The sequence below is a fragment of the Pseudonocardia humida genome (assembly GCF_023898865.1).
Classification (GTDB): domain Bacteria; phylum Actinomycetota; class Actinomycetes; order Mycobacteriales; family Pseudonocardiaceae; genus Pseudonocardia; species Pseudonocardia humida.
The window spans coordinates 56,130-80,726 of record NZ_JAGSOV010000049.1; the positions used below are offsets into that span (position 1 = coordinate 56,130).

Genomic DNA, 24,597 nt, shown 5'->3' on the forward strand with positions numbered 1-24,597 from the left:
CCGATGGGTATCTCGGGTACCAATTCCGGTCGACACGGCGAGCTGCCGATCGTCCTGGACCGGGCGGCGGGTGAATCGCTGCACCGCCAGGTCGGCGCGGCCATCCGCGCGTCGGTGCGCTCCGGGCGGCTCGCCGTGGGCACCCGGCTGCCGCCGACCCGCACCATGGCCGCCGACCTGGGGGTGTCCCGCGGCGTGGTGGTCGAGGCCTACCAGCAGCTGATCGCCGAGGGCTACCTCACCGGCGGCGCGGGCGGCTACACCACGGTCGCGGGCCGACCGCGCGACGCCGCGTCCGGGTCCGCCCGGGCCCTCGACCCGCCCGCCCCGGCCGCCCGCGTCGACTTCGGCTACGGGCGCGCCGACGTCGCCAACTTCCCGCGGGCGGCATGGCTGCGCTCCATCCGCCGCGCCCTGGTCGAGACGCCCGGCGACCGGTTCCTGTACTCCACCGGCCGCGGCGCCGTCGAGGTGCGCACGGCGCTGGCCGAGTACCTCGACCGCGTGCGCGGCACCGCCGCCGACCCGGAGAACGTGCTCATCTGCAACGGCTTCGCCCAGGCCGTCGCCCTGCTGGTCGGCGTCGCGGCCCGGCGCGGGGCCCGGCGGATGGCCGTCGAGGACCCGTCCTCGGACGACGACGCCCGCCCGATCGCGGCCGCCGCCGGGCTGGAGGTCGTCGGCATCCCCGTCGGCCCGGACGGCATCGACGTCGCCGCCCTCGAACGCTCCGACGCCGACCTGGTGATCCTCACCCCCTCCCACCAGTGGCCCACCGGCGGCGTGCTCCCCGCCCACGCGCGCGCGGCGGTGCTGAGCTGGGCCGAGCGGCGCGGCGCGCTGGTCGTCGAGGACGACTACGACGCCGAGTACCGCTACGACCGCCAGCCGGTCGGCGCGATGCAGGGCCTGGCGCCGCAGCGGGTGGTCTACGCGGGCACGGCCAGCAAGACGCTGGCCCCGGGGATGCGGCTGGGCTGGCTGGTGCTGCCCCGCGACCTGGTCGACGACGTCGCCGCGGCCAAGGTCCTCGCCGACCGCGGCTCGGCCGCCCTCGAACAGCTGGCCTTCGCCGACTTCCTCGACCGCGGCGAGTTCGACCGGCACCTGCGCCGGCTGCGCCCGGTGTACCGCCGCCGCCGCGACGCGCTGCTCGCCGCGCTCGCCGAGCGGCTGCCCGAGCTGGAGCCGGCCGGGGTCGCGGCCGGGCTGCACCTGGTCGCCTGGCTCCCCCCGGACCTCGACGAGGCGAGCGTCGTGGCCGCGGCCGCGCGTCGGGGCCTCGTGGTGAACGGCGTGACGCCGTTCCGGCTGAGCAGCCGCGGCCCGGGCGGGCTGATCTTCGGCTACTCCTCGCTCAACGAGCGCGCCATCGACGAGGGCGTGCGGCTGCTGGCCGCGGCCGTCGCCGACGTGCGGTAGCGCTCACCCCGCGGCGCCGGCGCGCTCGAGGTCCTCGTCCATCCACACCAGCCGGCCGATCCGCCACAGCTGGGCCAGCACCACCAGGACCGCCCGGTGACCGTCGCGCCCGGCTACACCGGGGCCGTGGGGTGGATGTCGCCGATCGACGCCGCGGCTCCGGCGAGCGCCGCCAGGAGCGCGGTGGTGGCGGGCGGGTCGGGTGGCTCGCCGTAGGTCGCCGCGTAGATGCGTTGGTGCGATCCGGGGAGCTCGCTCGCCACGACGCCCTCGGCGTGGTGGGCGCGCAGGGCCAGCCCGGGGCTGGTCGTCACGCCCAGACCGGCGGCGACCAGCGCCTGCAGCACGACCATGTCCTCGGAGGTGTAGCCGATCCGGGGCTCGAACCCCTCCGCGGCGCACAGCGCCAGGAGCTGGCGGCGGCACCGGTGGCAGCCGGCGATCCAGGTGGCGTCCCGCAGCGCGGCCAGCGTGCTGACGGGGCGGGTGGACAGCAGGTACAGCGGGTCGTCGAGCAGGTGGTGCAGGCGGACGTCGCCGGGTTCGGGTTCGGCCTCGTCGTAGCGGAAGATGATCGCCACGTCGATCCGGCCGGCGCGCAGCAGCTCCAGGGCCTCCGGGGGCTGCGTGCTGGTCAGGCCGATCTGCAGGCCCGGGTGCCGGTCGTTCAGCGCGGCCACCGCCCGGGGGACGAGTGCGCCGATCACGGACGAGAAGCTGGCCAGGCGCACCCGCCCGGCGCTCAGCCCGACGTGCGCGGACAGCTCGGCGTCGGCGGCGTCGATCCGCCCGATGATCTCGGCCGCGCGCGCGGCCAGCAGCTGCCCGGCGGGCGTGAGCCGGATCCCGCGCCCGGCCCGTTGCAGCAGCTGCGCGCCGGTCTCGGCCTCCAGCCTGGCCAGGTGGTGGCTGACCGTCGGCTGCGTGTAGTGCAGCTCCTTCGCCGCCGCGGTGACCGATCCGAGCCGCGCGAGCGCGTCGATGACCCGGAGCCTGTTGACGTCCAGCATGCATCGACCCCGTCTATGAGCCGCTGAGAGCATTGACATTAGACGGCCGGGTCGATCCGTCCCACCCTCATGGGCATGACAACGGCACTGGCGACATCCCCGCACAGCATCGATGACCTGGCCGACCTGGTCGACGGCGTCCGCGCCGCCGTCGCCGTCCACGCCGGCTGGGCCGAGACCGCGCAGCTGGTCGCCGAGCAGCTGCGCGCCCACCTGCCCAGCCCGGACGTGCTCACCGCCGAGCAGCGCCTCGGCTCGCCCGACGACTACGTCGCCCACACCCTGCACGTCGAGCCGGACGGCTCGTTCTCGATCATCGCGGTGGTCTGGCGGCCGGGGCAGACGACCCGGATCCACGACCACGTCACCTGGTGCGCCTTCGGCGTCATCCAGGGCGTGGAGCACGAGGACCTCTTCGACGCCGAGCTCAACCCGATCGGCCACAACGAGAACCACGTCGGGGACGTCGACGGGTTCGCCCCGCCCGGCGACATCCACCGCGTGCACAACACCGGCGAGACGACGGCGATCTCCATCCACGTCTACGGGACCGACCTCACCCGCATCGGCTCCAGCGCCCGCCGCTACTACAACTGACCCCCCAGATCACCGAGGAGCACCTGACATGTCACTCGTTCGCGTCCACAACTTCGCCATCTCCCTCGACGGCTACGGCACCGGAGCGGGCCAGAGCGCCGAGGCGCACTTCGGCCACGCGGGCGACCGGCTGCACCAGTGGATGTTCGCCACGCGGTGGTGGCAGCCCGGCGGCAACGGCGGCGTCGACGACGCCTTCGTCCAGCAGCACGACCCGGGGATCGGCGCCGAGATCATGGGCGCCGGGAAGTGGGGCCACCCCGGATGGCACGAGGACCCGGACTGGAAGGGCGCCTGGGGCCCCAACCCGCCGTTCCACACCCCGGTCTTCGTCCTCACCCACCACCCGCGGGAGTCGATCGAAGCGGAGGGCGGCACGACCTTCCACTTCCTCGACGCCTCGCCTGCGGAGGCACTGGAGGCGGCCCGCGAGGCCGCGGGCGGCCAGGACGTGCGCATCGGCGGGGGCCCGACCGTCGTCCGCGACTTCCTCGCCGCCGGGCTCGTCGACCACCTGCACCTGGCGGTGGTCCCGATCCTGCTCGGTCGAGGGGTGCGGCTCTGGGACGGGTTGGAGGGCCTCGAGAAGGACTACCGCGTCGAGGCCACCTCCTCGCCCAGCGGGATCACGCACGTGACGTTCACCCGCGGCGCTGCCTGAACCCGCCCGCAGATCACCGCCGGGACGGGGCGGGCCGGCCGAGCAGGTCCCACTTGTTGCCGGCGACGTCGAGGAACACCGCAAGGCGACCGTACGGCTCGTCCCGGGGCTCGGTGAGGAACCGGACGCCGTGGGAGAGCATGCGCTCGTACTGGGCGTCGAAGTCGTCGACCTGCAGGAAGAACCCGACCCGCCCCGCGAACTGCTGCCCGACGACGGCGCGCTGCCCCTCCCCGTCGGCCTGCGCCAGGAGGAGCCCGGTCGCCGCGCCACGCGGTCGGACCACGACCCACCGCTTGGCCCGCCCGTCGTTCGTCCGCGTCTGGGAGTCCTCGACGAGCTCGAAGCCGAGCGCGCCGACGAAGAAGTCGATGGCCTCGTCGTAGTCGTCCACGACCACCGCGACCTGCTGCAGGAACGCCACGCGCGGAGCATGACAGGGATCCGATGATCCGTCGGATGCTTCCTGGGAGACGACGTCGTTCTCCACGGAGCGGGCCGGAGTTGACCTCGCCCCAGGGGCGACGCCCATGCTGGTGGCGTGGACGAGCTGACCGCCGGTGAGTTCCAGGCCGTGACCGGGTTGTCGGCCAAGGCGCTGCGGCTCTACGCCGAGCGCGGCATCCTGGCCCCGGCCTCGGTCGACCCCGACTCCCGCTACCGGCGGTACCGGCGCTCGCAGGTGCGCCACGGGGTCGTCGTCGACCTGCTGCGCCGGGCCCAGGTGCCGCTGGCCGAGATGGGGTCGGCGCCGGCCTTCGACTTCGACGAGTGGCGGGAGCGGGTTCAGGTGCGGCGCACGATCGAGGACTTCCACCTCGCCGTAGCCGAGCGCGTCGCCGCGTTCGACCCGGGGCAGTTCCGCGCCCACAGCAGCTCGGCACCGGCGCAGGACTGGGTCGGCGTGATCGTCGACGACGAGCTCCCCGCCGACGTCGAGGCCTGGATGGAGGCGCTGCCGGGGCTGGCGGTCGACCTGCCGGCGATCGACGGCGCGTTCGGCGAGGCCCTCGGCGACCTCGGCGTGCGGCCGCCCGACCGGGTGTGGACCGCGGTCCCCGACACCGGTCGCGCAGGCACCGCGCAGATGCTGCTGGCCCGGCCGGTGACCGTCGGTGTGGACGCGCGGTCGCGGACGCTGATCGAGCAGCGCGTGCGGGCCGGGAGCGGGCGCGCCGTGCGCGCGGTGACCGGCACGCTGCCCGACCGCGTGGAGATCACGTTCACGGCCGCCGCCGTCCGCGGCGAGCCGGCGGGGGAGCCGTCGCCGGTCGAGGAGGCCGCGGCCGGGTACCTGCACGTGCTGGCGTTCGACGAGCACGTCGCCCGCCACCGCCTCACCGCGGTCAGCCGGACCGCCCGCCAGGTCGTGCAGGGCCCGTCGCTGTACGGCGACCCGGGACAGGCCCAGCCGGTGAGCGTCTTCGACGTCCACCGGGCCACCGGTTAGGCCGGGCCGGGGCTCCGGCCCGCGCGGATCGCGGCGTCGAGGAAGCCGTCGATGCCCCCGGCGAACACGGCGTCCGGGTCGTCCTCCGTGTGGCCCGTGCGCAGGTCCTTCACCATCCGGTACGGGTGCAGCACGTAGGAGCGCGCCTGGTCGCCCCACGCCGAGGGCAGGTGCGGCGGGACCGGGCCCTCCGGCAGCGGGCCGACCTCGACCGCGGCCAACGAGGTCCGCCTGCGGCCGTCCTCGACGGTCGGCGGGATCCACACCAGCCGGTGCGTCCCCTGCTCGTCGAAGAGCGCGGCGAAGGCGGCCGGTGCGGCCACCCGGAGGGTGGCCTCGCGGATCCCCGCGCCGTCGGCCGTGCGGGTCTCGTCGAGGCGCACGTCGTAGCCGTGGCGCCCCGCCCAGCGCCGGTACATGCCCGCCAGCATCGCGGCGAAGCGCGGTGCCCCCTCCCCGGTCTCGGGGCGGACCACCACGAGTGCGCCGTGCACGTCGTCGCGGAGGTCGGGGCCCACAGCGGCGCAGCGTAGGCGGGCTCGCTCAGCCACTGGAAAGGCGCGCCACCGCGACTTCGCCCGGCACCTGCGGGAGGCTAGCGAGCGGGCGTGCTGCTCGTCGCTCGCGCGGGTGGTCTCCTCGACCTCGTGCGTCCGCAGCCACGCCCCCATCGCCGCACGGAACGAAGCGTTGGTCCTGGCGTGGCGCTGCTCGTCGACGCCGGCCGTCGTCAGAGATGGTGGAGACGAGGGGAATCGAACCCCTAACCCCCGCCTTGCAAAGGCGGTGCTCTGCCAATTGAGCTACGTCCCCCGTCCGAGCGGGATCCGTACCCGCTCGGCGGAGCGGCGCGCGCTACCTCAGTTGCCGGAGGTGGCGTCGTGCCACAGGTCGTCGTCCGACCGGGAGGACCGGACCTTCGAGAAGACCAGGGCGCCTGCTGCCAGCGCGACCACGACGGCGAGAAGCTTCTTCATTGATTCACGTCCTGCCTGTCCCGGGGATGGGGAGTGGGCCCAGCTGGATTTGAACCAGCGACCTCGTCGTTATCAGCGACGCGCTCTAACCAACTGAGCTATGGGCCCGTGCGGCGAGGACGAGGTTACACCGCCGTCCCCGACCGCCGACAACCGGATACCCCTTGCGGGATCCGCAGGTCAGTCGCGCTCCGAGAGCGTGACCTCGATACCGCCGACGAGGTCGGCCGAGACGTTGTAGACGAACGCCGCGACCGTCGCCGCCACCGCGAACAGCAGGCTGTTGATCGCACCCACCACCGCGGCCAGCCCCAGCACCCGGCCGGCGCTGATCAGCGGGCTGCCCGTGGCCGCCTCGCCGGAGACCAGGTCGGAGTAGGTGCCGTTCAGCTTGTCCCACACGCCCATGCCGTCCAGGACGCCGTAGAGCACGCCCACGGCGACCAGCCAGATGAAGAACAGCACCACGGCCAGCACCAGGGCCAGCTTGAGCACCGACCACGGGTCGAGCCGCTTGAGCTGCAGCGCCGCCTGGCGCGGCGGGCGGCTGCGGCCCGGACGGGCGGCCGGCCAGCCGCCGGTGCGGGTGGTGGCCGCTTCGCCCTCGTCGTCCAGGGCCTCGCGCGGCGGCGGCGGGGCGATGCCGCGGTCGTTGACGTCGATGTAGGTGGTCGGGCCCTCCTGGAGGAGCTCGCCCACCGAGGCGTCGGTCGTCACGACCTGCTGCGGCTCGTCGTAGCGGCCGGGAGCCGCCTCCTTGCCGGGCACCCGGTTCCACGGCGGGGCGGCCTGCGGGGCGGGCGCCGGACCGGGACGGGTGACGGCGGCCTCGTCGACGTCGGCCGGGAGCCCGCCCGGCCGGGCCGGGCGCGGGCTCGACGGCTTCGCGGTCGCCTTGGCCGCGGGCTTGGCCGCCTGCTCGGTCGCCTGCTCCGCGGCCGTCGACCCGGTGGCAGCACCGTTGCCCTTGCCCTCGGGGAGCCGGATGCGGGCCGTCGGGGCGTCGGCCCCGTGGACCCGGTGCTCGTCGAACAGCCCCGGCTCCTTCTTGGCCGGCGACGGGGCGGGCGCCTTGTCCGGCTTCGCCGCGGCCTGCCCCGGCGACGGCTTCGCGGCGGGCGCCGCCGTCGCCCCAGCCGCCTGCTCGGGCGAGGTGACCGGCCTGGTCGCCTGGTCCGGGCGCACGGTCGCGCCCGAACCGTCCGCGTCGCCCGGGGAGGGCGCCGACCCGTCCTGGCCGCCGGCGGCGGACGGCGTGCGCGCGGCGCCGTTGCCCGGTTTCGGCGTCGCCGGATCCTGGCCCGACTTCTGGTCGCCGGTGGCGACCGAGCCGCTGCGGTCGGGCTGGTCCGGGGTGTCGGTCTTGTCGTTCACGAGGTGAACGTCTCCTCGGGGCTGGGGCTGTGGTTGTCGGGCCGCGGTGGTCGGTCAGCTGCGCAGCTCGGGGTCCTCGGCGTCGTCCTCGGCGTTGCGGGCCACGGCCAGCAGCGTGGCGGTCTCGCCGAGGTTCATCAGCCGGACCCCCTTGGTCTGCCGGCCCGCTTTGCGCACTTCACGGGCCGAAGTCCGGATCACCCCGCCGGTCGAGGTGATCGCGTACAGCTCGTCGTCGATGCCGACGATGAGCGCGCCGACCAGGGTGCCACGTCGCCTGTCGTACTGGAGAGTCAGAACCCCCTTACCGCCGCGGCCCTGGACCGGGTAGTCCTCGATCGGCGTGCGCTTGGCGTAGCCGCCCGCCGTCGCGACCAGCACGTAGGTCTCCGGCCGCACCACCCCGAGGGACAGCAGCCGGTCGCCGGTGTTGAACCGCATGCCCAGCACGCCCGAGGTGGCCCGGCCCATCGGGCGCAGCACCTCGTCGCTGGCGGTGAACCGGATCGACTGGCCCTCGGCCGAGATCAGCAGGAGGTCGTCGTCCGCGGCGGAGAGCACCGCGCCGACCAGCTCGTCGTCGTCGCGGAGGTTGATGCCGATCAGGCCGCCGGAGCGCGGCGAGTCGAAGTCGGTCAGCCGGGACTTCTTCACCAGACCGGTTCTCGTCGCCAGGACGAGATAGGGGGCGGCCTGGTAGTCCTTGATCTGCATGACCTGGGCGATGTGCTCGTCGGACTGGAAGGCCAGCAGGTTGGCCACGTGCTGACCGCGGGCGTTGCGGTTGGCCTCGGGCAGCTCGTAGGCCTTGAGCCGGTAGACCCGGCCCTTGTTGGTGAAGAACAGCATCCAGTCGTGCGTGGAGCAGACGAAGAAGTGCGCGACGATGTCGTCCTGCTTGAGCGTCGCGCCCTGCACGCCCTTCCCGCCGCGCTTCTGCGCCCGGTAGAGGTCGGTCTTGGTGCGCTTCGCGTAGCCGGTCTGGGTGATCGTGACGACCACGTCCTCGACGGCGATCAGGTCCTCGTTGGTGACGTCGCCGTCGTCGGCGACGATCACGGTGCGGCGGTCGTCGCCGTGCTTCTCGACGATCTCGGTGAGCTCGTCGCGGACGATCTGGCGCTGCCGCTCCGGGCGGGCGAGGATGTCCTCCAGGTCGGCGATCGTGCGCTCGATCTCGGCCAGCTCGTCGATGATCTTCTGGCGCTCCAGCGCGGCCAGCCTGCGCAGCTGCATGTCCAGGATGGCCTGGGCCTGGATGTCGTCGACGTCGAGCAGCTCGATCAGGCCGGCCCGGGCGACGTCGACCGTCGCCGAGGCGCGGATGAGCGCGATGACCTCGTCCAGCGCGTCGAGCGCCTTGACGTAGCCGCGCAGGATGTGGGCCCGCTCCTCGGCCTTGCGCAGCCGGTAGCGGGTGCGCCGGACGATGACGTCGATCTGGTGGCGGATGTAGTGGCGCACCAGCTGGTCGAGCCGCAGCGTGCGCGGCACGCCGTCGACGATCGCCAGCATGTTGACGCCGAAGCCCTGCTGCAGCTGCGTGTGCTTGAACAGGTTGTTCAGCACGACCTTGGCGACGGCGTCGCGCTTGAGCGTGATCACGATCCGCATGCCGATGCGGTCGGACGACTCGTCGTTGATCTCGGAGATGCCGGTGAGCTTGCCGTCGCGGTGCTGGCTGGCGATCGACTCGATGAGGTTGTCCGGGTTGACCTGGTAGGGCAGCTCGGTGACGACCAGGATGGTGCGCCCCTTGGCGTCCTCCTCGACCTCCACCACCGCGCGCATCCGCACCGACCCGCGACCGGTGCGGTAGGCCTGCTCGATCCCGTCCCGGCCGACGATCAGGCCGGAGGTCGGGAAGTCCGGGCCCTTGATCCGCTCCATGAGGGCGGTGAGCAGCTCCTCGTCGGTGGCCTCCCAGTTGTCCAGCGCCCACACCACGCCGGCGCCGACCTCGCGCAGGTTGTGCGGCGGGACGTTGGTGGCCATCCCGACGGCGATCCCGGCGCTGCCGTTGATCAGCAGGTTGGGCACCCGCGACGGCAGGACGTCGGGCTCCTGGGCCTTGCCGTCGTAGTTGTCGCTGAAGTCGACGGTGTCCTCGTCGATGTCCTGCAGCATCGCCATCGCCAGCGGCGAGAGTCGGCATTCGGTGTAACGCATTGCGGCAGCCGGGTCATTGCCGCGTGATCCGAAGTTACCCTGGCCGTCGATCAGCGGGTAGCGCAGCGCCCACGGCTGGGCCAGCCGCACCAGCGCGTCGTAGATCGAGGTGTCGCCGTGGGGGTGGTAGTTCCCCATGACCTCGCCGACCACGCGGGCGCACTTGACGTAGCTGCGGTCGGGGCGGAAGCCGTTCTCGCCCATCGAGTACAGCACCCGCCGGTGCACCGGCTTGAGCCCGTCCTCGACCAGCGGCAGCGCCCGGCCGACGATGACGCTCATCGCATAGTCGATGTAGGAGCGCTGCATCTCCTCCTGGATGTCGCGCGGCTCGGTCCGGTCGTGGCCGCCACCGCCGCCGGTGGGTCCGGTGGGCGGCAGGGTGGGGTCCAGGGTGTCGGTCATCGTCCTTCTCTCGTGCGGAACCTGCGGCGGGCGTCAGCGGCGGTGGTGCGACGGGCCGCTAGACGTCCAGGAACCGCACGTCCTTGGCGTTGCGGGTGATGAACGAGCGGCGGGACTCGACGTCCTCGCCCATCAGGATCGAGAACAGCTCGTCCGCCGTGGCCGCGTCGTCCAGCGTGACCTGCAGCAGGATGCGGTGCGCCGGGTCCATCGTGGTCTCCCACAGCTCCTTGGCGTTCATCTCGCCCAGACCCTTGTAGCGCTGGATCCCCTCGTCCTTCGGGATCTTCTTGCCGGCCTCCCGGCCGGCCTGGAGCAGGCCCTGCAGCTCGCGGTCGGTGTAGGCGAACTCCGGCACGGCGCCGCGGCCGCCCCACTTGATCTTGTAGAGCGGGGGCTGGGCCAGGTAGACGTGCCCGGCCTCCACCAGCGGCCGCATGAACCGGAACAGCAGGGTCAGCAGCAGGGTGCGGATGTGCTGGCCGTCGACGTCGGCGTCGGCCATCAGCACGATCTTGTGGTAGCGCAGCTTGGACAGGTCGAACTCGTCGTGGATGCCGGTGCCCAGCGCGGTGATGATCGACTGGACCTCGGCGTTCTTGAGGACGCGGTCGATCCGGGCCTTCTCCACGTTGATGATCTTGCCGCGGATCGGCAGGATCGCCTGGAACATCGAGTCGCGCCCGGACTTGGCCGAACCGCCGGCCGAGTCGCCCTCGACGATGTAGACCTCCGACCGGACCGGGTCGGTGGAGCGGCAGTCGGCCAGCTTGCCGGGCAGCCCGCCGATGTCGCCCGCGCTCTTGCGCCGCACCAGTTCACGCGCCTTGCGCGCGGCCATCCGGGCCTGCGCCGAGGAGACGGCCTTGTTGAGGATCGTCTTGGCGTCGGCGGGGTTGCGCTCGAACCAGTCGGCCAGCCACTCGTTGCTCACCCGCTGCACGAACGACTTGACCTCGGTGTTGCCCAGCTTGGTCTTGGTCTGGCCCTCGAACTGCGGCTCCTTGACCTTGACCGAGACGATCGCGGCCAGCCCCTCGCGGATGTCGTCGCCGGTGAGCGCCGGGTCCTTGTCCTTGATGAGCTTCTTGTCGCGCGCGTAGCGGTTGACCGTGGTGGTCAGCGCGGCGCGGAAGCCCTCCTCGTGGGTGCCGCCCTCGTGCGTGTTGATCGTGTTGGCGAAGGTGTAGACCGACTCGGTGTAGCCGGAGTTCCACTGCATGGCCACCTCGACCGCGTGGCCCTCGGCCTCCGCGGAGTAGGCGACCAGCTTCTTGTGGATCGGGTCCTTGGACTTGTTCAGGTGCGCGACGAAGTCCTCGAGCCCGTTCGGGTAGTGGAAGACGTGCTCCCTGACCTTCGCCACGAAACCCTCGGCGTCGGGCTCCTCGGCCTCCGAACCCGCCGAGTCGCCGTTGCGCTCGTCGCGCAGGACGATGGTCAGCCCCTTGTTCAGGAACGCCATCTCCTGCAGCCGGCGCCGGATCGTCTCGATGTTGTAGGTCAGCGTCTCGAAGATGTCGCCGTCGGCCCAGTAGGTCACCTTGGAGCCGGTGCGCGTGGTCGGCTCGCCCTTGCGCAGCGGCCCGGGGATCGAGCGCGCGTAGTGCTGGCGCCAGACGTGCCCGTCGGTGTGGATCTCCACGTCGAGCGCGACCGACAGCGCGTTCACCACCGAGACGCCGACGCCGTGCAGGCCGCCGGACACCGCGTAGGAGTCGCTGTCGAACTTGCCGCCCGCGTGCAGCATGGTCAGCACCATCTCGACGGCGGGCTTCTTCTCCACCGGGTGCATGCCGACCGGGATGCCGCGGCCGTCGTCGGTGACGCTGATGCCGCCGTCCTCCTGCAGGACGACCTCGACGCGGGTGGCGTAGCCCGCCATCGCCTCGTCGACGGCGTTGTCCACGACCTCCCAGATCAGGTGGTGCAGACCGCGCTCCCCGGTGGAGCCGATGTACATGCCGGGACGCTTGCGAACGGCCTCGAGGCCCTCCAGCACGGTGATCGACGAAGCGCTGTAGCTGTTCTTCTTCTCCGGCACGGGTCGTGCAACTCCTCGCCACAAGGGCCCCGTGGGCCGGCACGGGCGCGTGGGAGCGCTGTCCGGCTCAGGGACCTGTCTACCGGGCGATCGGGGAGCGCCCGTGAACATGTCTCCATCATACCGGGGCGCTCCGACAGAAAGCCCGCTAGGACCCGCCCAGGAGCGCCGCAGACCTACGATCGGGAAAGGGTTCGGGTCCCCACGGCTGAAAGGGGTCGGCGGACGTCCTGCGGCGCCGTCACGTCGCCCTGATTCGGCCTCCGGACGATTCGGGCATCCGAACCACTCCGGCAGACCGTCGGCGGCCTCAGCCGTACGTGTCGCGCGGGCCGCGGCCGCGCACCGTACGCGGGCCGTGGCGCCAGCTCGGGCCGGACGGCCCGACGACCCGGATGCGCTTGACCACGTCGCGGCCCACACCGGCGGCGATCCGACCGAGCAGCTGGCGCTGCAGCGTGCGCAGCTGCGTCGCCCACGCCGTCGACTCGGCCTGCAGCACCAGCTCCCCGTCGCGCAGCGACAGCGGGGTGCAGTGGTCGGCGATCTCCGCCCCGACCAGCTGCGGCCACCGGCTCAGCACCGTGGCGTCGGTCAGCCGGGGCGACCAGCCGCGGTCGAGGGAGACCCGGGAGATGAGCCGGCCGAAGGGCTGCGGGTCGCGCTCGTCGGGTCCGGCGCCGGACCACCGCCTGCGCCGACCGCGCGGCGTGGCCGAGCGCCTGCCCTCGCGCTCGGCGTTCCGCTTGGACGCGCGCTGGGCCGAGGCCTCCCTCGCAGCGCGTAGCGCATCGCGCGCGAGGTCGGCGCCACGGCGAGCGGTTGGCCCCGAGTTGTCCCCAGGGGTGGGGACAACCGCCCCGTCGGGGGCCGCGCCGGACGGTTCGCCGGGTACGGCGGGCGGTTGTTTCCGCTTGTCATCACCAGGTCGGGGGAAGTTATCCACAGTATCCACAACCTTGTCCCCAGGTGCTGGGCATCACAGCGACCGTCCTGACGTGGCCTCTTGCGGAAGCCGGTCGATCGTGCCGTCACTCACCGCGAACCTGGCGCCCACCAGACCGTCCGGCACGTCCTCGGCGACCGCGGCGGTGATCAGCACCTGCTCGGCGCGCGCGGCCACGTCGGCCAGCGCCCGCCTGCGCCGGGTGTCGAGCTCGGCGAAGACGTCGTCGAGGATCAGCACCGGCTCGACGTCGTCGGCGAGCAGCAGCCGGTAGGACGCCAGCCGCAGGGCCAGCGCCAGCGCCCAGGACTCGCCGTGGCTGGCGTAGCCCTTGGCCGGGCCCTCGCCGAGGCGCAGGTCGAGGTCGTCGCGGTGCGGTCCGACCAGGCAGACCCCGCGCTCGACCTCCTGGCGGCGCATCCGCCCCAGCGACTCCAGCAGCAGCGCCTCCAGCTCCGCTGCGGCCATCGGCAGGCCGGTGACCGCGCCGGGCCCGGCGTCCGGGTCCAGGGCCGAGCGGTACACCAGCGCGATCTCGTCCGAGGTCGGCGCGACCTCCGCGAACGCCGCCGCGGCCAGCGGGGCAAGCGCCGTCGCCAGCTCCAGGCGCCCGGCCAGCAGCGCCGAACCGTGCGCGGCGAGGTGGCCGTCCCACACGTCGAGGGTGCGCAGGTCGCCGCCGGCGCGGGCGCTCTTCAGCAGCGCCGAGCGTTGCTTGAGCACCCGCTCGTAGTCGGCCCGGACCGCGGCGTAGCGCGGGAACCGGGCGACCAGCAGGTCGTCCAGGAAGCGCCGGCGCTCCCCCGGGTCGCCCCGCACGAGCGCCAGGTCCTCCGGCGCGAACAGCACGGTGCGCAGGATGCCCAGCACGTCGCGCGGCCGGGCGGCCGGAGCGCGGTTGATCCGCGCCCGGTTCGCCCGGCCGTTGTTGATCTCCAGCTCGACGCCCAGCTCGCGGCCGTGGTGCACCACCTGGCACCGCACGACCGCCCGCTCGGCGCCCCGCCGGATCAGCGGGGCGTCGGCGGCGACCCGGTGCGACCCGAGCGTGGCCAGGTAGCCGACCGCCTCCACGAGGTTGGTCTTGCCGACCCCGTTCGGCCCCACCAGCACCGTGACGCCCGGCTCCAGCTCCAGCTCGGCCTGCGGCCACGACCGGAAGTCGGTGACCGTCAGGCGTCGCAGGTGCACGGGCGCGGGACCTAGCTCTGGGTGGACCCGGTGCCCGAGCTCGGGCCGGCGTGGTCGCCGGGCAGCCCGGACGGGCCGGCCGCCGAGCGCACCGCGTGCCCGCCGAACTGCTGGCGCAGCGCGGCGACCGCGCGCATCGCGGGCGAGGAGTCCTGGCGGGAGGCGAACCGGGCGAACAGCGCGGCCGAGATCACCGGGAGCGGCACCGCGTGGGTGATCGCCTCCTCGATGGTCCAGCGGCCCTCGCCGGAGTCGTCGACGTAGTCGTCGAGCTTGGCCAGCTCCGGGTCGTCCTTGAGCGCGATGACCATCAGGTCGAGCAGCCAGGACCGGACGACGGTGCCGCGCGACCAGGCCTGCAGGACGGCGGGCACGTCGGTCACCAGCTCGGCCGCCGAGAGCAGCTCGAAGCCCTCGGCGTAGGCCTGCATCAGGCCGTACTCGATGCCGTTGTGCACCATCTTCGAGAAGTGGCCCGCGCCGACCGGGCCGGCGTGCGCGAAGCCCTCCTCGCGCGGGCCCTCCGGGCGCAGCGCGTCGAAGATCGGCATCGCCCGCTCGACGTCCTCCGCGGAACCGCCTGCCATCAGCCCGTAGCCGTTGTCCTTGCCCCAGATCCCGCCGGACACCCCGCAGTCGAGGTAGCCGATCCCCTTCGCGTCGAGCAGCGCCGCGTTCGGGCCGTCGTCGGTGTAGCGGGAGTTCCCGCCGTCGATCACCAGGTCCCCCGGTTCGAGCACGTCGGCCAGCTCGCGGATCGTGCCGCGAGTGATCTCCCCGGAGGGCACCATCACCCAGACCACCCGGGGGGCGGTCAGCGCCTGGGCCAGCGCGGCCAACGAGTCGACGTCGGTGACCTCCGGCCGCGGGTCGTACCCGACGACCTCGTGGCCCGCGCTGCGCAGGCGGTCGCGCATGTTGCCGCCCATCTTGCCCAGCCCGATGAGTCCGAGTTGCACGGCTGTACTCCCCTGTGTCGTGTGGCGGCGGCCGCTGTCCCCGGTGTTCTACCCGGTGCCGGCCGACCTCAGCCGGGCAGGCGCACCGGCATCAGCAGGTGGAGGTACCCCGGAACGGGTTCGGGGGCGTCGGCGGCCGGTTCGTCCCCGGACTCCGCGGGCGGAGCGGGCACCGGACGGACGAGCGCCGGGCGGTTCGGAGTGGTGAACGTCAGCTGGGCGCGGTCGGTGTGCAGGGCGCCGAGCGCGTCGAGCAGGTAGCCGGGGTTGAACGCGATGGTCAGCTCGGTGCCCTCGAACTCGCAGCGCAGCTCCTCCTCCGCACTGCCGACGTCGTCGCCGCCCGCGGCCAGGCGCAGTCCGTCCTCGCTGAACTCCATGCGGACCTGGGCGACCCGGTCGGTCACCAGCGCGACCCGCTTGATCGCCTCGACCAGCGGCGCCACCTCGAGGATCGCGGCGCTCGTGTGCTCGGCCGGGATCAGCTGGCGGAAGCGCGGGAACTCCGCGTCGAGCAGCCGGGTGGTGGCGCGGCGGCCGCCGCCGGTGATGCCGAGCATGCCGTCGCCCGCGGACAGCGCGAGCTCCACCGTGCCCGCCCCGGCCAGCGTCTTGGCCACCTCGGCGAGCGTGCGCGCCGGGATCAGCACCGCGCTGCTCGTGTCGTCCTCGGGGGTCCAGTCGAGCTCGCGGACCGCCAACCGGAACCGGTCGGTCGCGGCCAGGGTGAGCCGGGTGCCCTCGATCTCCAACCGGATGCCGGTCAGCATCGGCAGCGTGTCGTCGCGCCCGGCCGCCACCGCCACCTGCGCCACCGCCTGGGCCAGCACGTCGGCCGCGACCGAGCCGGCCAGCTGCGGCATCGACGGCAGCTGCGGGTAGTCCTCGACCGGCATGGTCGGCAGGCTGAACCGGCTGCTCCCGCAGTTGATCGTGGCGCGGGAGCCGTCGACCACCAGGTCGACGGGCTTGGAGGGCAGCGCGCGCGTGATGTCGGCGAGCAGCCGCCCCGAGACCAGGACGCGGCCGGCGTCGCCGATCGTGGCGTCCAGCTCGACCCGGGCCGAGGTCTCGTAGTCGAAACCGGACACCGTGAGCCGGTCGCCGCCCGGACCGGTGGTGGCGTCGATCAGGACGCCACCGAGCACCGGGACGGGTGGGCGGGCAGGAAGGCTGCGCGCCACCCATGCCGCCGCGTCGGCCAGTACGTCGCGTTCGACCCGGAACTTCATGGGGGACCTCTCGCGCCGGCGGTGGGTAGTGGGGGGACGGTCGGTCGGCGGGGAGCCGCCGGGTCGACGTCCGAGCACCGCGGTGGTTCGCCCGGGACGCCCCGGGCCGGGTGCCCACCGTAGAGCCTCCCCGCGGCGGGTGTCATCCCGGCTTCCCCCTCGGTGGCGGGCCCGATCGGGACCTCCGCGATCCATCCACCCCGTTGTTCTTCTTCGTAGTTCAAGAGGAAGAGATCTACCGCAGTAGTACTCACACCTGTGGATTGTGGGGATGGAGCGGGTCCGGGCTGGTCCGCCGGTGCGGCGGCCTGTGGACAAGGGGGTGGGCGCAGGGGTGGGCAACTCGGGCGGGCGGTGGATGGACCGCGTCGGCCCCCACCTGTCCCCGGGTTGGCCACCGGTTGTCCACGGTCCGTACACGATCCTTCCTCAGCCCTCTCCACCGGCATCCACAGAGTTGTCCCCAGATGTGGGTGGACAACTCCGGGTCGGGGAGCGTTCTGCGACCGTTAATCCGGTGTTCCGGCGGTCGGCCCACCCACAGGAGTCACAGTGGGAACACGCTCCGCAGTAGCGGTGACCGGAGGTGGGGACGACCCGTCGGGCGCGTCGATCACGCAGTGCGACGAACGAGGGGGTGGCGCCGCTGAGCGGTCCGCCGGACCCACCCATCGTGGCCCACCTTGGGATGGGGATGCGGGGACCCCGGCGTGGCCCGCGCCCGACGGCGCGGATCTCTGCTAGCCGCACCCGACGCCGACGCCGACGCCGACGCCGACGCCGACGCCGACGCCGCCGGCCGGTGCCCGTCAGCCCGGAGCCGGGGACGGTCTGTGGGGGCGGGGCAGGAGGGCGGTCAGCCGCGGGCGCGCTGCTTGATGCGCGCGGTCAGCTCCTGCACCTGCTCGAACGTCTTGCGGCGCTGGGCGATCTCGTTGCGGATCTTCTTGTCGGCGTGCATGACCGTGGTGTGGTCGCGACCGCCGAAGGTCTGCCCGATGCGCGGCAGCGAGAGGTCGGTCAGCTCGCGGCAGAGGTACATGGCGATCTGGCGGGACTGCGCGAGCGCCTTCGTCTTGCCCGGGCCGCACAGCTCGTCCATCGTGACGCCGAAGAACTCGGCCACCACCGCCATGATCGTCGGGGCGGTGATCTCCGAGGCGGCCGAGTCGGGGATGAGGTCGCGCAGCACGATCTCGGCCAGCTGGGTGTCGACCGGCTGCCGGTTCAGCGACGCGAACGCCGTCACCCGGATCAGCGCGCCCTCCAGCTCGCGGATGTTGCGCTCGATCCGCTCGGCGATGAACTCCAGCACGTCGCCCGGCACCGCCAGCCGGTCCTGCGCGGCCTTCTTGCGCAGGATGGCGATCCGGGTCTCCAGCTCGGGTGGCTGGATGTCGGTGATCAGCCCCCACTCGAAGCGGGTGCGCATCCGGTCCTCCAGCGTCTCCAGCCGCTTCGGCGGCCGGTCGGAGGACACGACGATCTGCTTGTTGGCGTTGTGCAGCGTGTTGAAGGTGTGGAAGAACTCCTCCTGGGTGCCTTCCTTGCCCTCCAGGAACTGGATGTCGTCGACCAGCAGCACGTCGATGTCGCGGTAGCGGCGCTGGAACGCCACCTTGCGGTCGTCGCGCAGGGAGTTGATGAAGTCGTTCGTGAACTCCTCGGTCGAGACGTACCGCACGCGCATGCCGGGGAACAGCCGCTGCGTGTAGTGGCCGACCGCGTGCAGCAGGTGGGTCTTGCCCAGACCGGACTCGCCCCAGATGAACAGCGGGTTGTACGCCCGCGCCGGCGCCTCGGCCACGGCGACCGCCGCGGCGTGGCTGAACCGGTTGGAGGCGCCGATGACGAACGTGTCGAACGTGTACTTCTCGTTGAGCCGCGTCTGCGAGCGCGCCTGGGTCTGGTCGTTCGCCTGCGGGACGGGGTGCGGCTGCCACGGGGCGGGCGCGCGACCGTCGCCGCCGGGCATCCCGACCGGGCCGGCGTCGGGCTCGACCACGGCCAGCGGCCCGGTGGTGGGGCCCGCGTAGGAGAGGGCGGCGCTGTCGGTCGGGCGGATGTCGTCGCCGAAGCCGCTGTCGCCGGGGCGGGGACCGAGCGGGTCTGCGCCGGACGGGCCGATCACCGGCGGCGCGGGCGGGGGCATCGCGGCACCGGGCGGGTCGGGGACCTCGGTGCCGCCCGAGGCGGCGGAGGCGTCGACGACGACCGCGAGGTTGACCGTGACGCCGAGGTGGCGGCCCAGCGCGTCGCTGATCGGCCGGCGCAGGATCCGCTCGATGGCGTCCTTGGCGAACTCGCTCGGCGCGGCCAGCAGGGCGGTGCCGTCGATCAGGCCGAGCGGACGCGTCAACCGCAGGAACGCGCGCTGCTGGTGGGAGAGCGTCTGGGCGCCCGCGACCGCGGACGCGCCGGACAGGTCGGCGATCACCCGGTTCCACACCTGCCCGAGATCGCCCGCTTGGTCGGCCACCGGTCGGTTCTCCCCTCCGGTCGTCCCACCACGAAGCACCCGGACCCCCGACGGGTCGGATCGATCCCCAGACTTGTCCACACCTGTGCGCAAGACGGTACGGGACGTGCCACGCCCCTCGCGTGCGCCCCGGCCCTTCGGATGTCGCCCGCGGTTCTCCCGGTTCCACCCCGGACCCGGACCGCGCGGGAGCGAGCAAGGTAACAACCCGGCCCGCCGCCCACAAGGCGCCCCCGACCGTCCGGGTGCCTCCGAACGGTGAGGCCCGGGGCGGTTTGACCCCCGTTCGACGCCCTGCGTACCCTGGTCGGGACCGTGTTCGCGCGGCCACGCGTCGGGCTGCGCCCTTCGGTGGCGGGTCCGCGAGCGCCGGAGCACGATAGCGACACCCGTCCAGACCCCGATTGATGATCCTCGACGGCCGGAGCCCCCCTCCAGCCGACGAGCAGGAGAGAGCCGACCGTGAGCAAGGGCAAGCGCACCTTCCAGCCGAACAACCGCCGCCGGTCCCGCACGCACGGCTTCCGGCTGCGGATGCGCACCCGGGCCGGGCGCGCCATCGTCGCGGCCCGCCGGAGCAAGGGCCGCGACAAGCTCTCCGCCTGATCCGGCCCTCCCCGTGCTGCCGGCCGGTTCCCGGCTCCGCCGCCGGGACGAGTTCGCCTCCGTCATCCGTCGAGGCCGACGTGGTGGCCGATCACGGCTCGTGGTGCACCTCGACCGCCCCACCGGGTCCGGTGCACCACGGGCCGGTTTCGTCGTGAGCAAGGCCGTCGGTGGTTCCGTGCAGCGCCACCGCGTCACCCGCCGCCTGCGGCACCTGGTCCGGCCCCTGCTGGCCGACCTCCCGCCGGGAGCCCGCGTCGTCGTGCGGGCGCTGCCGCCCGCGGCGACCGCGTCCTCGGCCGAACTGGCCGACGACCTCGGCTCCGGGCTGCGCGCCGCCCGCCGCAAGCTCGGCCGGTCCGATCCCGGGGACCCGGTGAGGACCGGTGGCTGAACCGGCCCCCCGGCGCTCCCTGCCGACCCGGGCGCTGGTCGGGCTGCTGCGCGGCTACCAGCGCTGGATCTCCCCCGCCTTCCCCCCCACCTGCCGCTTCTACCCGACCTGCAGCGCGTACGCGATCGAGGCGCTGCAGGTGCACGGGCCGCTGCGCGGCACATGGCTCACCACACGGCGGTTGCTGCGCTGCCACCCGTGGCACCCTGGGGGTATCGACCCGGTGCCACCGCGCCGTCCCCGTCCGGCCCGGCAACACCAGGAGGATCAAGCGCCGTGCTGAACTTCATCTACTACCCGGTCTCGTTCATCCTCTGGGTCTGGCACAAGGCGTTCAGCTTCCTGTTCGGCGAGGCGGGCCTGGGCGGCGGCATCGCCTGGACCCTCTCGGTCATGTTCCTGGTCTTCACGCTCCGGCTGATCCTGTACAAGCCCTTCGTGGCGCAGGTCCGGTCCATGCGCAAGATGCAGGAGTTCCAGCCGGAGATCGCGAAGCTGCGCAAGAAGTACGCGAACGATCGGCAGAAGCAGGCCGAGGAGATGCAGAAGCTCCAGAAGGAGCACGGCGTCAACCCGGTCGCCGGCTGCCTCCCGGTGCTGGTGCAGGTGCCGGTGTTCATCGGCCTGTTCCAGGTGCTGCGCACGTTCAGTCCGCTCAATGCCGATGGCTCGGTCCGCACCGAGAACTACTTCTTCGACAAGGCCGGCGTCGACTCGTTCAACGCGGCCAGCCTGTTCGGCGCCAAGCTGGGCAACTGGGTGCTGCAGGGCGAGGAGGCCCTCAACGCGGCGGGCACCTCCATCGCCTCGATGCTCATCGTGATGATCCCGCTGATGATCGCGGCGGGCATCTTCACCCACATCACGGCGCGGCACTCGGTCGCCCGCCAGACCGCGGCGCAGGGCGAGAACCCGCAGACCGCGATCATGAACAAGCTGATGCTGTACGTCTTCCCGATCGGCGTCGTCGTCGGTGCGCCCTTCCTGCCCCTCGCGGTGCTGCTCTACTGGGTGTCGAACAACCTGTGGACCCTGGGCCAGCAGTACGTCGTGTACCGGCGCATCGACGCCGAGGAGAGCGAGAAGGCCGAGCAGAAGACGGCCACCCAGCAGTCGCTCGCGCCGCGCCCGGGGCAGAAGCCGGTCCGTCCGGAGACCGCCGTCCCGATGGAGAAGAAGAAGACCCCCGGCGCCAAGCCGGTCGCTCCCCGCAAGCCGGCCGTCGGGGCCAAGCCCGTGCGCCCGGGCGGCAGCACGGCCAAGGCCGGCGGGTCGAGCAACGGCGCGGCGAAGCCCAGCGGCAGCACGGCCAAGCCGGCCGGTGGCGCGAACGGCGGCGCCGGCTCCTCGGGCGACACCGCGCGCAGCGGCGGCAGCGCCCGCCCGCCCGCCCGGCGGCCGCGCAAGCGCCGCTGACCCCACGAACCACCGCGGCCGCCCCGGGAGGCGGCCGCTGCGGTCGGGCCGGGCGACCGGCGGCGCCGCGACCGTTTGGAGAGGAGAGCATCGTGCCGAAGACCGCGCAGGACGAGGGCACCGAGAAGGCCGCGGCCGACAAGCCCGCTGCGGCCGACAAGCCCGCCGTGAGCGCCGAGGACCAGCTGGTCCGGGAGGGCGACATCGCCGGCGACTACCTCGAGCGGCTGCTCGACGTGCTCGACTACGACGGCGACATCGACCTGGACGTCGAGGCCGGGCGTGCCATCGTCAGCATCGACGGCGGCGAGGACCTGGACAAGCTCGTGGGCGAGCGGGGCGCCGTGCTGGAGGCGCTGCAGGAGCTCACCCGGCTCGCGGTCCAGCAGACGTCGGGCAACCGCAGCCGGCTGATGCTCGACATCGCCGGATGGCGCCAGGCCCGCCGCGAGGAGCTGACCGACCTGGGCACCCGCACCGCCAAGGACGTGCTGTCCACCGGCGAGTCGGTGCGGCTGCGCCCGATGACGCCGTTCGAGCGCAAGGTCGTGCACGACGCGGTCGCCCGCGTGCGCGGCGTGTCCAGCGAGAGCGAGGGCGAGGAGCCGCGGCGCCAGGTCGTCGTCTTCCGCGGTGCCTGACGACGACGCCCCCGCCACCCCGGCCGGACCGACGCCGGACGCCGTTTTCGGCGTCCGGCGTTCGCTTGCGCAGCGCTATGCCGAGCACCTGGTCACCAGCGGGGTCGAGCGCGGCCTGATCGGACCCCGGGAAGCGCCCCGGGTGTGGGACCGGCACGTGCTGAACTGCGCCGTGGTCGCGGAGATCGTGCCGGACGGCGCGAGGATCGTCGACGTGGGTTCGGGAGCGGGCCTGCCCGGGATACCGTTGGCCATCGCCCGACCCGATCTGCACGTCGTCCTCCTGGAACCGCTGGCCCGCCGCGTCGAATGGCTGCGCGAGGTCGTCGCGGACCTGGGTCTGACGATCGAGGTGGAACGGGGACGGGCCGAGGAGCCCGATGTCCGGCGACGATGGGAGGGGGCCGACGTGGTGACCGCCCGCGCCGTCGCTCCGTTGGCCCGGCTGGCGAGTTGGTGTGTCCCGTTGCTGCGTTCCGGTGGGATGATGCTCGCGCTGAAGGGCGCCAGCGCGGCCGCCGAGGTCGAGCGGGACGCGGCGGCCGTACGGCGCGCGGGTGGCGGTGAGCCGCGGATCGTCCGGTGCGGCGCCGGGACCGTCGAGCCCCTCAGCACAGTCGTCGTCGTCGAGAGGGTTCGCGGGTCCGGTCGACCCGCCGGCCCACGACGCAGGAGAGGGCAGGCGTGACGTTCAACGTGAGCCAGCACCAGGCGTCCGATGTTTCACGTGGAACACCGGGATGGACGCCGATCGCCGAGGAAGCCGAACGCGCAGCACGGGTGCTGCACCCCGACCGGTACTCCATGCCCCGGCCGCGCCACCGGCGCATCATGACCGTGGCCAACCAGAAGGGCGGCGTCGGGAAGACCACCAGCACGGTCAACATCGCCGCCGCGCTCGCCATGCACGGCATCCGCGTGCTGGTGATCGACCTCGACCCGCAGGGCAACGCCAGCACCGCGCTCGGCGTCGAGCACCGGGTGGGCACGCCGTCGGTGTACGAGGTGCTGCTGGGCGAGATCCGGCTGTCCGAGGCCGCCGCGCAGAGCACCTCGTCGCCGAACCTGTTCTGCGTGCCGGCCACCATCGACCTGGCCGGCGCCGAGATCGAGCTCGTCACGATGGTCGCCCGGGAGAACCGGCTGAAGCAGGCCCTCTCCGACCAGGCGCTCGACGAGGTCGGCGTCGACTACGTGTTCATCGACTGCCCGCCGTCGCTGGGGCTGCTCACGGTCAACGCGCTGGTCGCCGCGGCCGAGGTGCTCATCCCGATCCAGTGCGAGTACTACGCGCTGGAGGGGCTGGGCCAGCTGCTCAGCAACATCGAGCTGGTGCGCTCGCACCTGAACACCTCACTGGACGTCTCGACCATCCTGCTGACCATGTACGACGGCCGGACGAAGCTGGCCGACCAGGTCACCAACGAGGTGCGCAGCCACTTCGGCCCGACGGTGCTGCGCACGGTCATCCCGCGCAGCGTCAAGGTGTCCGAGGCGCCCGGGTTCGGCCAGACCGTGCTCGGCTACGACCCCGGCTCGCGCGGGTCGATGAGCTACGTCGACGCCGCCCGGGAGATCGCCGAACGGGGTGCGGCGCACGAGCCACCCCGGCGACGGGACGGGCGGTAACGACCATGGCTGAACGCAGCAAGGGCGGGCTGGGCCGCGGCCTCGCCGCCCTGATCCCCACCGGCCCCTCGGCCTCGGCCGTCGACCTGGCGCCGCGCCCCGCCGGCTCGTTCGACCGCGCCGTCTCCCGGTCGGTCGCGCTGGCCGAGCCCTCCCCCGAGCTGGAGCCGATGCCGGCGGGCGCCGCCGAGTACCGCGAGATCCGCGTCGGCTCCGTCCAGCCGAACCCGAAGCAGCCCCGCACCGCCTTCGACGAGGAGGCGCTCGCCGAGCTGGAGCACTCGATCCGCGAGTTCGGGCTGCTGCAGCCGATCGTCGTCCGCGAGACCGCACCCGGCTCGTACCAACTCGTGATGGGCGAGCGCCGCTGGCGCGCCGCGCAACGCGCCGAGCTCGACCGCATCCCGGCGATCGTGCGCCGCACCGGCGACGACGCCATGCTCCGCGACGCCCTGCTGGAGAACATCCACCGCGTCCAGCTCAACCCGCTCGACGAGGCCGCCGCCTACGAGCAGCTGCTGGCGGAGTTCGGCGTCACCCACACCGAGCTCGCCGACCGCATCGGCCGCAGCCGCCCCGTCGTGACCAACACGATCCGCCTGCTGAAGCTGCCGGTGTCGGTGCAGCGACGGGTCGCCGCCGGCGTGCTCTCGGCCGGCCACGCCCGCGCGCTGCTGGGCCTGGAGGACGCCGGCCAGCAGGAGGACCTGGCGACCCGCATCGTCGCCGAGGGCATGTCGGTCCGCGCCACCGAGGAAGCCGTCGTCCTGCTCCGCAAGCAGGAACCGGCCCGCGCCCGCCCCACCCGCCGCCGGACGTCCCTGACCCCCGACATGGAGAGCCTCGCCGAGCGCTGGTCCGACACGTTCGAGACCCGGGTGAAGGTCGAGTTCGGGCAGCGCAAGGGCCGGATCGTGGTGGAGTTCGGCTCCGCGGAGGACTTCGAGCGGATCGCGAAGCTGATCGACCGCCGCGAAGGCTGACCGGTCGTGGTT

Annotated in this window: 23 protein-coding genes, 2 tRNA genes and 2 pseudogenes; 12 read left to right on the forward strand and 15 right to left on the reverse strand. The window is 73.0% G+C overall.

The features are described 5' to 3' along the window. Window positions 1–3: 3 nt before the first annotated feature. Window positions 4–1,422, forward strand: coding sequence for a MocR-like pyridoxine biosynthesis transcription factor PdxR (gene pdxR, locus KDL28_RS23665; protein ID WP_252441677.1), 1,419 nt, complete (start codon window positions 4–6; stop codon window positions 1,420–1,422). Between the two features lie 113 nt (window positions 1,423–1,535). On the opposite strand, the gene KDL28_RS23670 is transcribed toward pdxR, so the two are convergent. Continuing rightward, window positions 1,536–2,432, reverse strand: coding sequence for a LysR family transcriptional regulator (locus KDL28_RS23670; RefSeq protein ID WP_252441678.1), 897 nt, complete (start codon window positions 2,430–2,432; stop codon window positions 1,536–1,538). Between the two features lie 75 nt (window positions 2,433–2,507). Here KDL28_RS23670 and KDL28_RS23675 point away from each other — a divergent pair, with 75 nt between their 5' ends. Beyond that, window positions 2,508–3,029 carry a cysteine dioxygenase family protein gene (locus tag KDL28_RS23675; RefSeq protein WP_252441679.1) on the forward strand — a complete coding sequence of 174 codons (522 nt, stop codon included), beginning with the start codon at window positions 2,508–2,510 and terminating at the stop codon, window positions 3,027–3,029. Between the two features lie 28 nt (window positions 3,030–3,057). Next, the gene (locus tag KDL28_RS23680; RefSeq protein ID WP_252441680.1) at window positions 3,058–3,690 is read left to right on the forward strand and encodes a dihydrofolate reductase family protein; all 633 of its coding nucleotides are present in this window, start codon (window positions 3,058–3,060) and stop codon (window positions 3,688–3,690) included. 13 nt (window positions 3,691–3,703) lie between these two features. Here the strand turns inward: KDL28_RS23680 and KDL28_RS23685 are convergent, their stop codons facing one another. After that, entirely contained in the window at window positions 3,704–4,114 is a 411-nt protein-coding gene (locus KDL28_RS23685; RefSeq protein ID WP_252441681.1) for a VOC family protein, read from the reverse strand. 117 nt (window positions 4,115–4,231) lie between these two features. Between KDL28_RS23685 and KDL28_RS23690 the strand changes: the two genes are divergently transcribed. Beyond that, a complete protein-coding gene (locus KDL28_RS23690; protein ID WP_252441682.1) occupies window positions 4,232–5,140 on the forward strand; it encodes a MerR family transcriptional regulator in 909 nt (302 codons plus the stop codon). Here KDL28_RS23690 and prfB read toward each other — a convergent pair. From prfB to dnaA, 13 genes and pseudogenes are all read right to left on the reverse strand, one after another. After that, window positions 5,137–5,304 (reverse strand): annotated as a pseudogene (gene prfB, locus KDL28_RS42420) (peptide chain release factor 2); the annotation flags it as partial. The gene KDL28_RS23690 and the pseudogene prfB sit on opposite strands and share 4 nt — an antisense overlap. Window positions 5,305–5,361: 57 nt before the next feature. Continuing rightward, window positions 5,362–5,811, reverse strand: a pseudogene (locus KDL28_RS42425) (PCRF domain-containing protein); the annotation flags it as partial. Between the two features lie 66 nt (window positions 5,812–5,877). After that, window positions 5,878–5,953 (reverse strand) — tRNA-Ala (locus KDL28_RS23700). A 47-nt stretch (window positions 5,954–6,000) separates the two neighbouring features. Then, the gene (locus KDL28_RS23705) at window positions 6,001–6,117 is read right to left on the reverse strand and encodes a DLW-39 family protein (protein ID WP_214406708.1); all 117 of its coding nucleotides are present in this window, start codon (window positions 6,115–6,117) and stop codon (window positions 6,001–6,003) included. A 34-nt stretch (window positions 6,118–6,151) separates the two neighbouring features. Next, a tRNA-Ile gene (locus KDL28_RS23710) sits at window positions 6,152–6,225 on the reverse strand. A 72-nt stretch (window positions 6,226–6,297) separates the two neighbouring features. Further along, a complete protein-coding gene (locus KDL28_RS42170) occupies window positions 6,298–7,104 on the reverse strand; it encodes a DUF3566 domain-containing protein (protein WP_372497051.1) in 807 nt (268 codons plus the stop codon). Between the two features lie 441 nt (window positions 7,105–7,545). Next, complete coding sequence (gyrA, locus tag KDL28_RS23720; RefSeq protein WP_252441684.1) at window positions 7,546–10,065, reverse strand: DNA gyrase subunit A; 2,520 nt, start codon at window positions 10,063–10,065, stop codon at window positions 7,546–7,548. A gap of 58 nt (window positions 10,066–10,123) precedes the next feature. Further along, complete coding sequence (gene gyrB / locus KDL28_RS23725; protein ID WP_252441685.1) at window positions 10,124–12,109, reverse strand: DNA topoisomerase (ATP-hydrolyzing) subunit B; 1,986 nt, start codon at window positions 12,107–12,109, stop codon at window positions 10,124–10,126. Window positions 12,110–12,419: 310 nt separating this feature from the next. Then, the gene (locus KDL28_RS23730; RefSeq protein WP_252441701.1) at window positions 12,420–13,055 is read right to left on the reverse strand and encodes a DciA family protein; all 636 of its coding nucleotides are present in this window, start codon (window positions 13,053–13,055) and stop codon (window positions 12,420–12,422) included. 33 nt (window positions 13,056–13,088) lie between these two features. Beyond that, window positions 13,089–14,246, reverse strand: a complete 1,158-nt coding sequence (gene recF, locus KDL28_RS23735; RefSeq protein WP_252441686.1) for a DNA replication/repair protein RecF — start codon at window positions 14,244–14,246, stop codon at window positions 13,089–13,091. Window positions 14,247–14,257: 11 nt separating this feature from the next. Further along, a complete protein-coding gene (gnd, locus tag KDL28_RS23740; RefSeq protein WP_252441687.1) occupies window positions 14,258–15,205 on the reverse strand; it encodes a phosphogluconate dehydrogenase (NAD(+)-dependent, decarboxylating) in 948 nt (315 codons plus the stop codon). A 68-nt stretch (window positions 15,206–15,273) separates the two neighbouring features. Continuing rightward, window positions 15,274–16,437 carry a DNA polymerase III subunit beta gene (dnaN, locus tag KDL28_RS23745; protein WP_252441688.1) on the reverse strand — a complete coding sequence of 388 codons (1,164 nt, stop codon included), beginning with the start codon at window positions 16,435–16,437 and terminating at the stop codon, window positions 15,274–15,276. Window positions 16,438–17,293: 856 nt separating this feature from the next. Beyond that, complete coding sequence (dnaA, locus tag KDL28_RS23750) at window positions 17,294–18,916, reverse strand: chromosomal replication initiator protein DnaA (protein WP_252441689.1); 1,623 nt, start codon at window positions 18,914–18,916, stop codon at window positions 17,294–17,296. A gap of 462 nt (window positions 18,917–19,378) precedes the next feature. On the opposite strand from dnaA, the gene rpmH reads away from it, so the two are divergent. From rpmH to KDL28_RS23790, 8 genes are all read left to right on the forward strand, one after another. After that, window positions 19,379–19,522, forward strand: coding sequence for a 50S ribosomal protein L34 (gene rpmH, locus KDL28_RS23755; protein ID WP_252441690.1), 144 nt, complete (start codon window positions 19,379–19,381; stop codon window positions 19,520–19,522). Window positions 19,523–19,535: 13 nt separating this feature from the next. Continuing rightward, window positions 19,536–19,916: a ribonuclease P protein component gene (gene rnpA, locus KDL28_RS23760; protein ID WP_252441691.1), complete on the forward strand. Its 381-nt coding sequence runs from the start codon at window positions 19,536–19,538 to the stop codon at window positions 19,914–19,916. Then, window positions 19,909–20,199, forward strand: a complete 291-nt coding sequence (yidD, locus tag KDL28_RS23765) for a membrane protein insertion efficiency factor YidD (RefSeq protein WP_252441692.1) — start codon at window positions 19,909–19,911, stop codon at window positions 20,197–20,199. Before rnpA ends, yidD begins: the two co-directional genes overlap by 8 nt. After that, window positions 20,193–21,332, forward strand: a complete 1,140-nt coding sequence (gene yidC, locus KDL28_RS23770; protein WP_252441693.1) for a membrane protein insertase YidC — start codon at window positions 20,193–20,195, stop codon at window positions 21,330–21,332. The genes yidD and yidC overlap by 7 nt, the downstream gene beginning before the upstream one ends. Window positions 21,333–21,424: 92 nt before the next feature. Further along, complete coding sequence (locus KDL28_RS23775) at window positions 21,425–21,973, forward strand: Jag family protein (RefSeq protein ID WP_252441694.1); 549 nt, start codon at window positions 21,425–21,427, stop codon at window positions 21,971–21,973. After that, the gene (rsmG, locus tag KDL28_RS23780) at window positions 21,966–22,661 is read left to right on the forward strand and encodes a 16S rRNA (guanine(527)-N(7))-methyltransferase RsmG (protein ID WP_308216052.1); all 696 of its coding nucleotides are present in this window, start codon (window positions 21,966–21,968) and stop codon (window positions 22,659–22,661) included. Before KDL28_RS23775 ends, rsmG begins: the two co-directional genes overlap by 8 nt. Further along, window positions 22,658–23,602 carry a ParA family protein gene (locus KDL28_RS23785; RefSeq protein ID WP_252441695.1) on the forward strand — a complete coding sequence of 315 codons (945 nt, stop codon included), beginning with the start codon at window positions 22,658–22,660 and terminating at the stop codon, window positions 23,600–23,602. The genes rsmG and KDL28_RS23785 overlap by 4 nt, the downstream gene beginning before the upstream one ends. Window positions 23,603–23,607: 5 nt before the next feature. Next, the gene (locus KDL28_RS23790; protein ID WP_252441696.1) at window positions 23,608–24,585 is read left to right on the forward strand and encodes a ParB/RepB/Spo0J family partition protein; all 978 of its coding nucleotides are present in this window, start codon (window positions 23,608–23,610) and stop codon (window positions 24,583–24,585) included. Window positions 24,586–24,597 lie beyond the last annotated feature (12 nt).

Coding starts and splice junctions, on each gene's coding strand:
- KDL28_RS23670 (WP_252441678.1), bottom strand. CDS start 2,432: ATGCTGGACGTCAACAGGCTCCGGGTCATCGACGCGCTCGCGCGGCTC.
- gyrA (WP_252441684.1), bottom strand. CDS start 10,065: ATGACCGACACCCTGGACCCCACCCTGCCGCCCACCGGACCCACCGGC.
- KDL28_RS23680 (WP_252441680.1), top strand. CDS start 3,058: ATGTCACTCGTTCGCGTCCACAACTTCGCCATCTCCCTCGACGGCTAC.
- KDL28_RS23705 (WP_214406708.1), bottom strand. CDS start 6,117: ATGAAGAAGCTTCTCGCCGTCGTGGTCGCGCTGGCAGCAGGCGCCCTG.
- dnaN (WP_252441688.1), bottom strand. CDS start 16,437: ATGAAGTTCCGGGTCGAACGCGACGTACTGGCCGACGCGGCGGCATGG.
- KDL28_RS23675 (WP_252441679.1), top strand. CDS start 2,508: ATGACAACGGCACTGGCGACATCCCCGCACAGCATCGATGACCTGGCC.
- KDL28_RS23790 (WP_252441696.1), top strand. CDS start 23,608: ATGGCTGAACGCAGCAAGGGCGGGCTGGGCCGCGGCCTCGCCGCCCTG.
- pdxR (WP_252441677.1), top strand. CDS start 4: ATGGGTATCTCGGGTACCAATTCCGGTCGACACGGCGAGCTGCCGATC.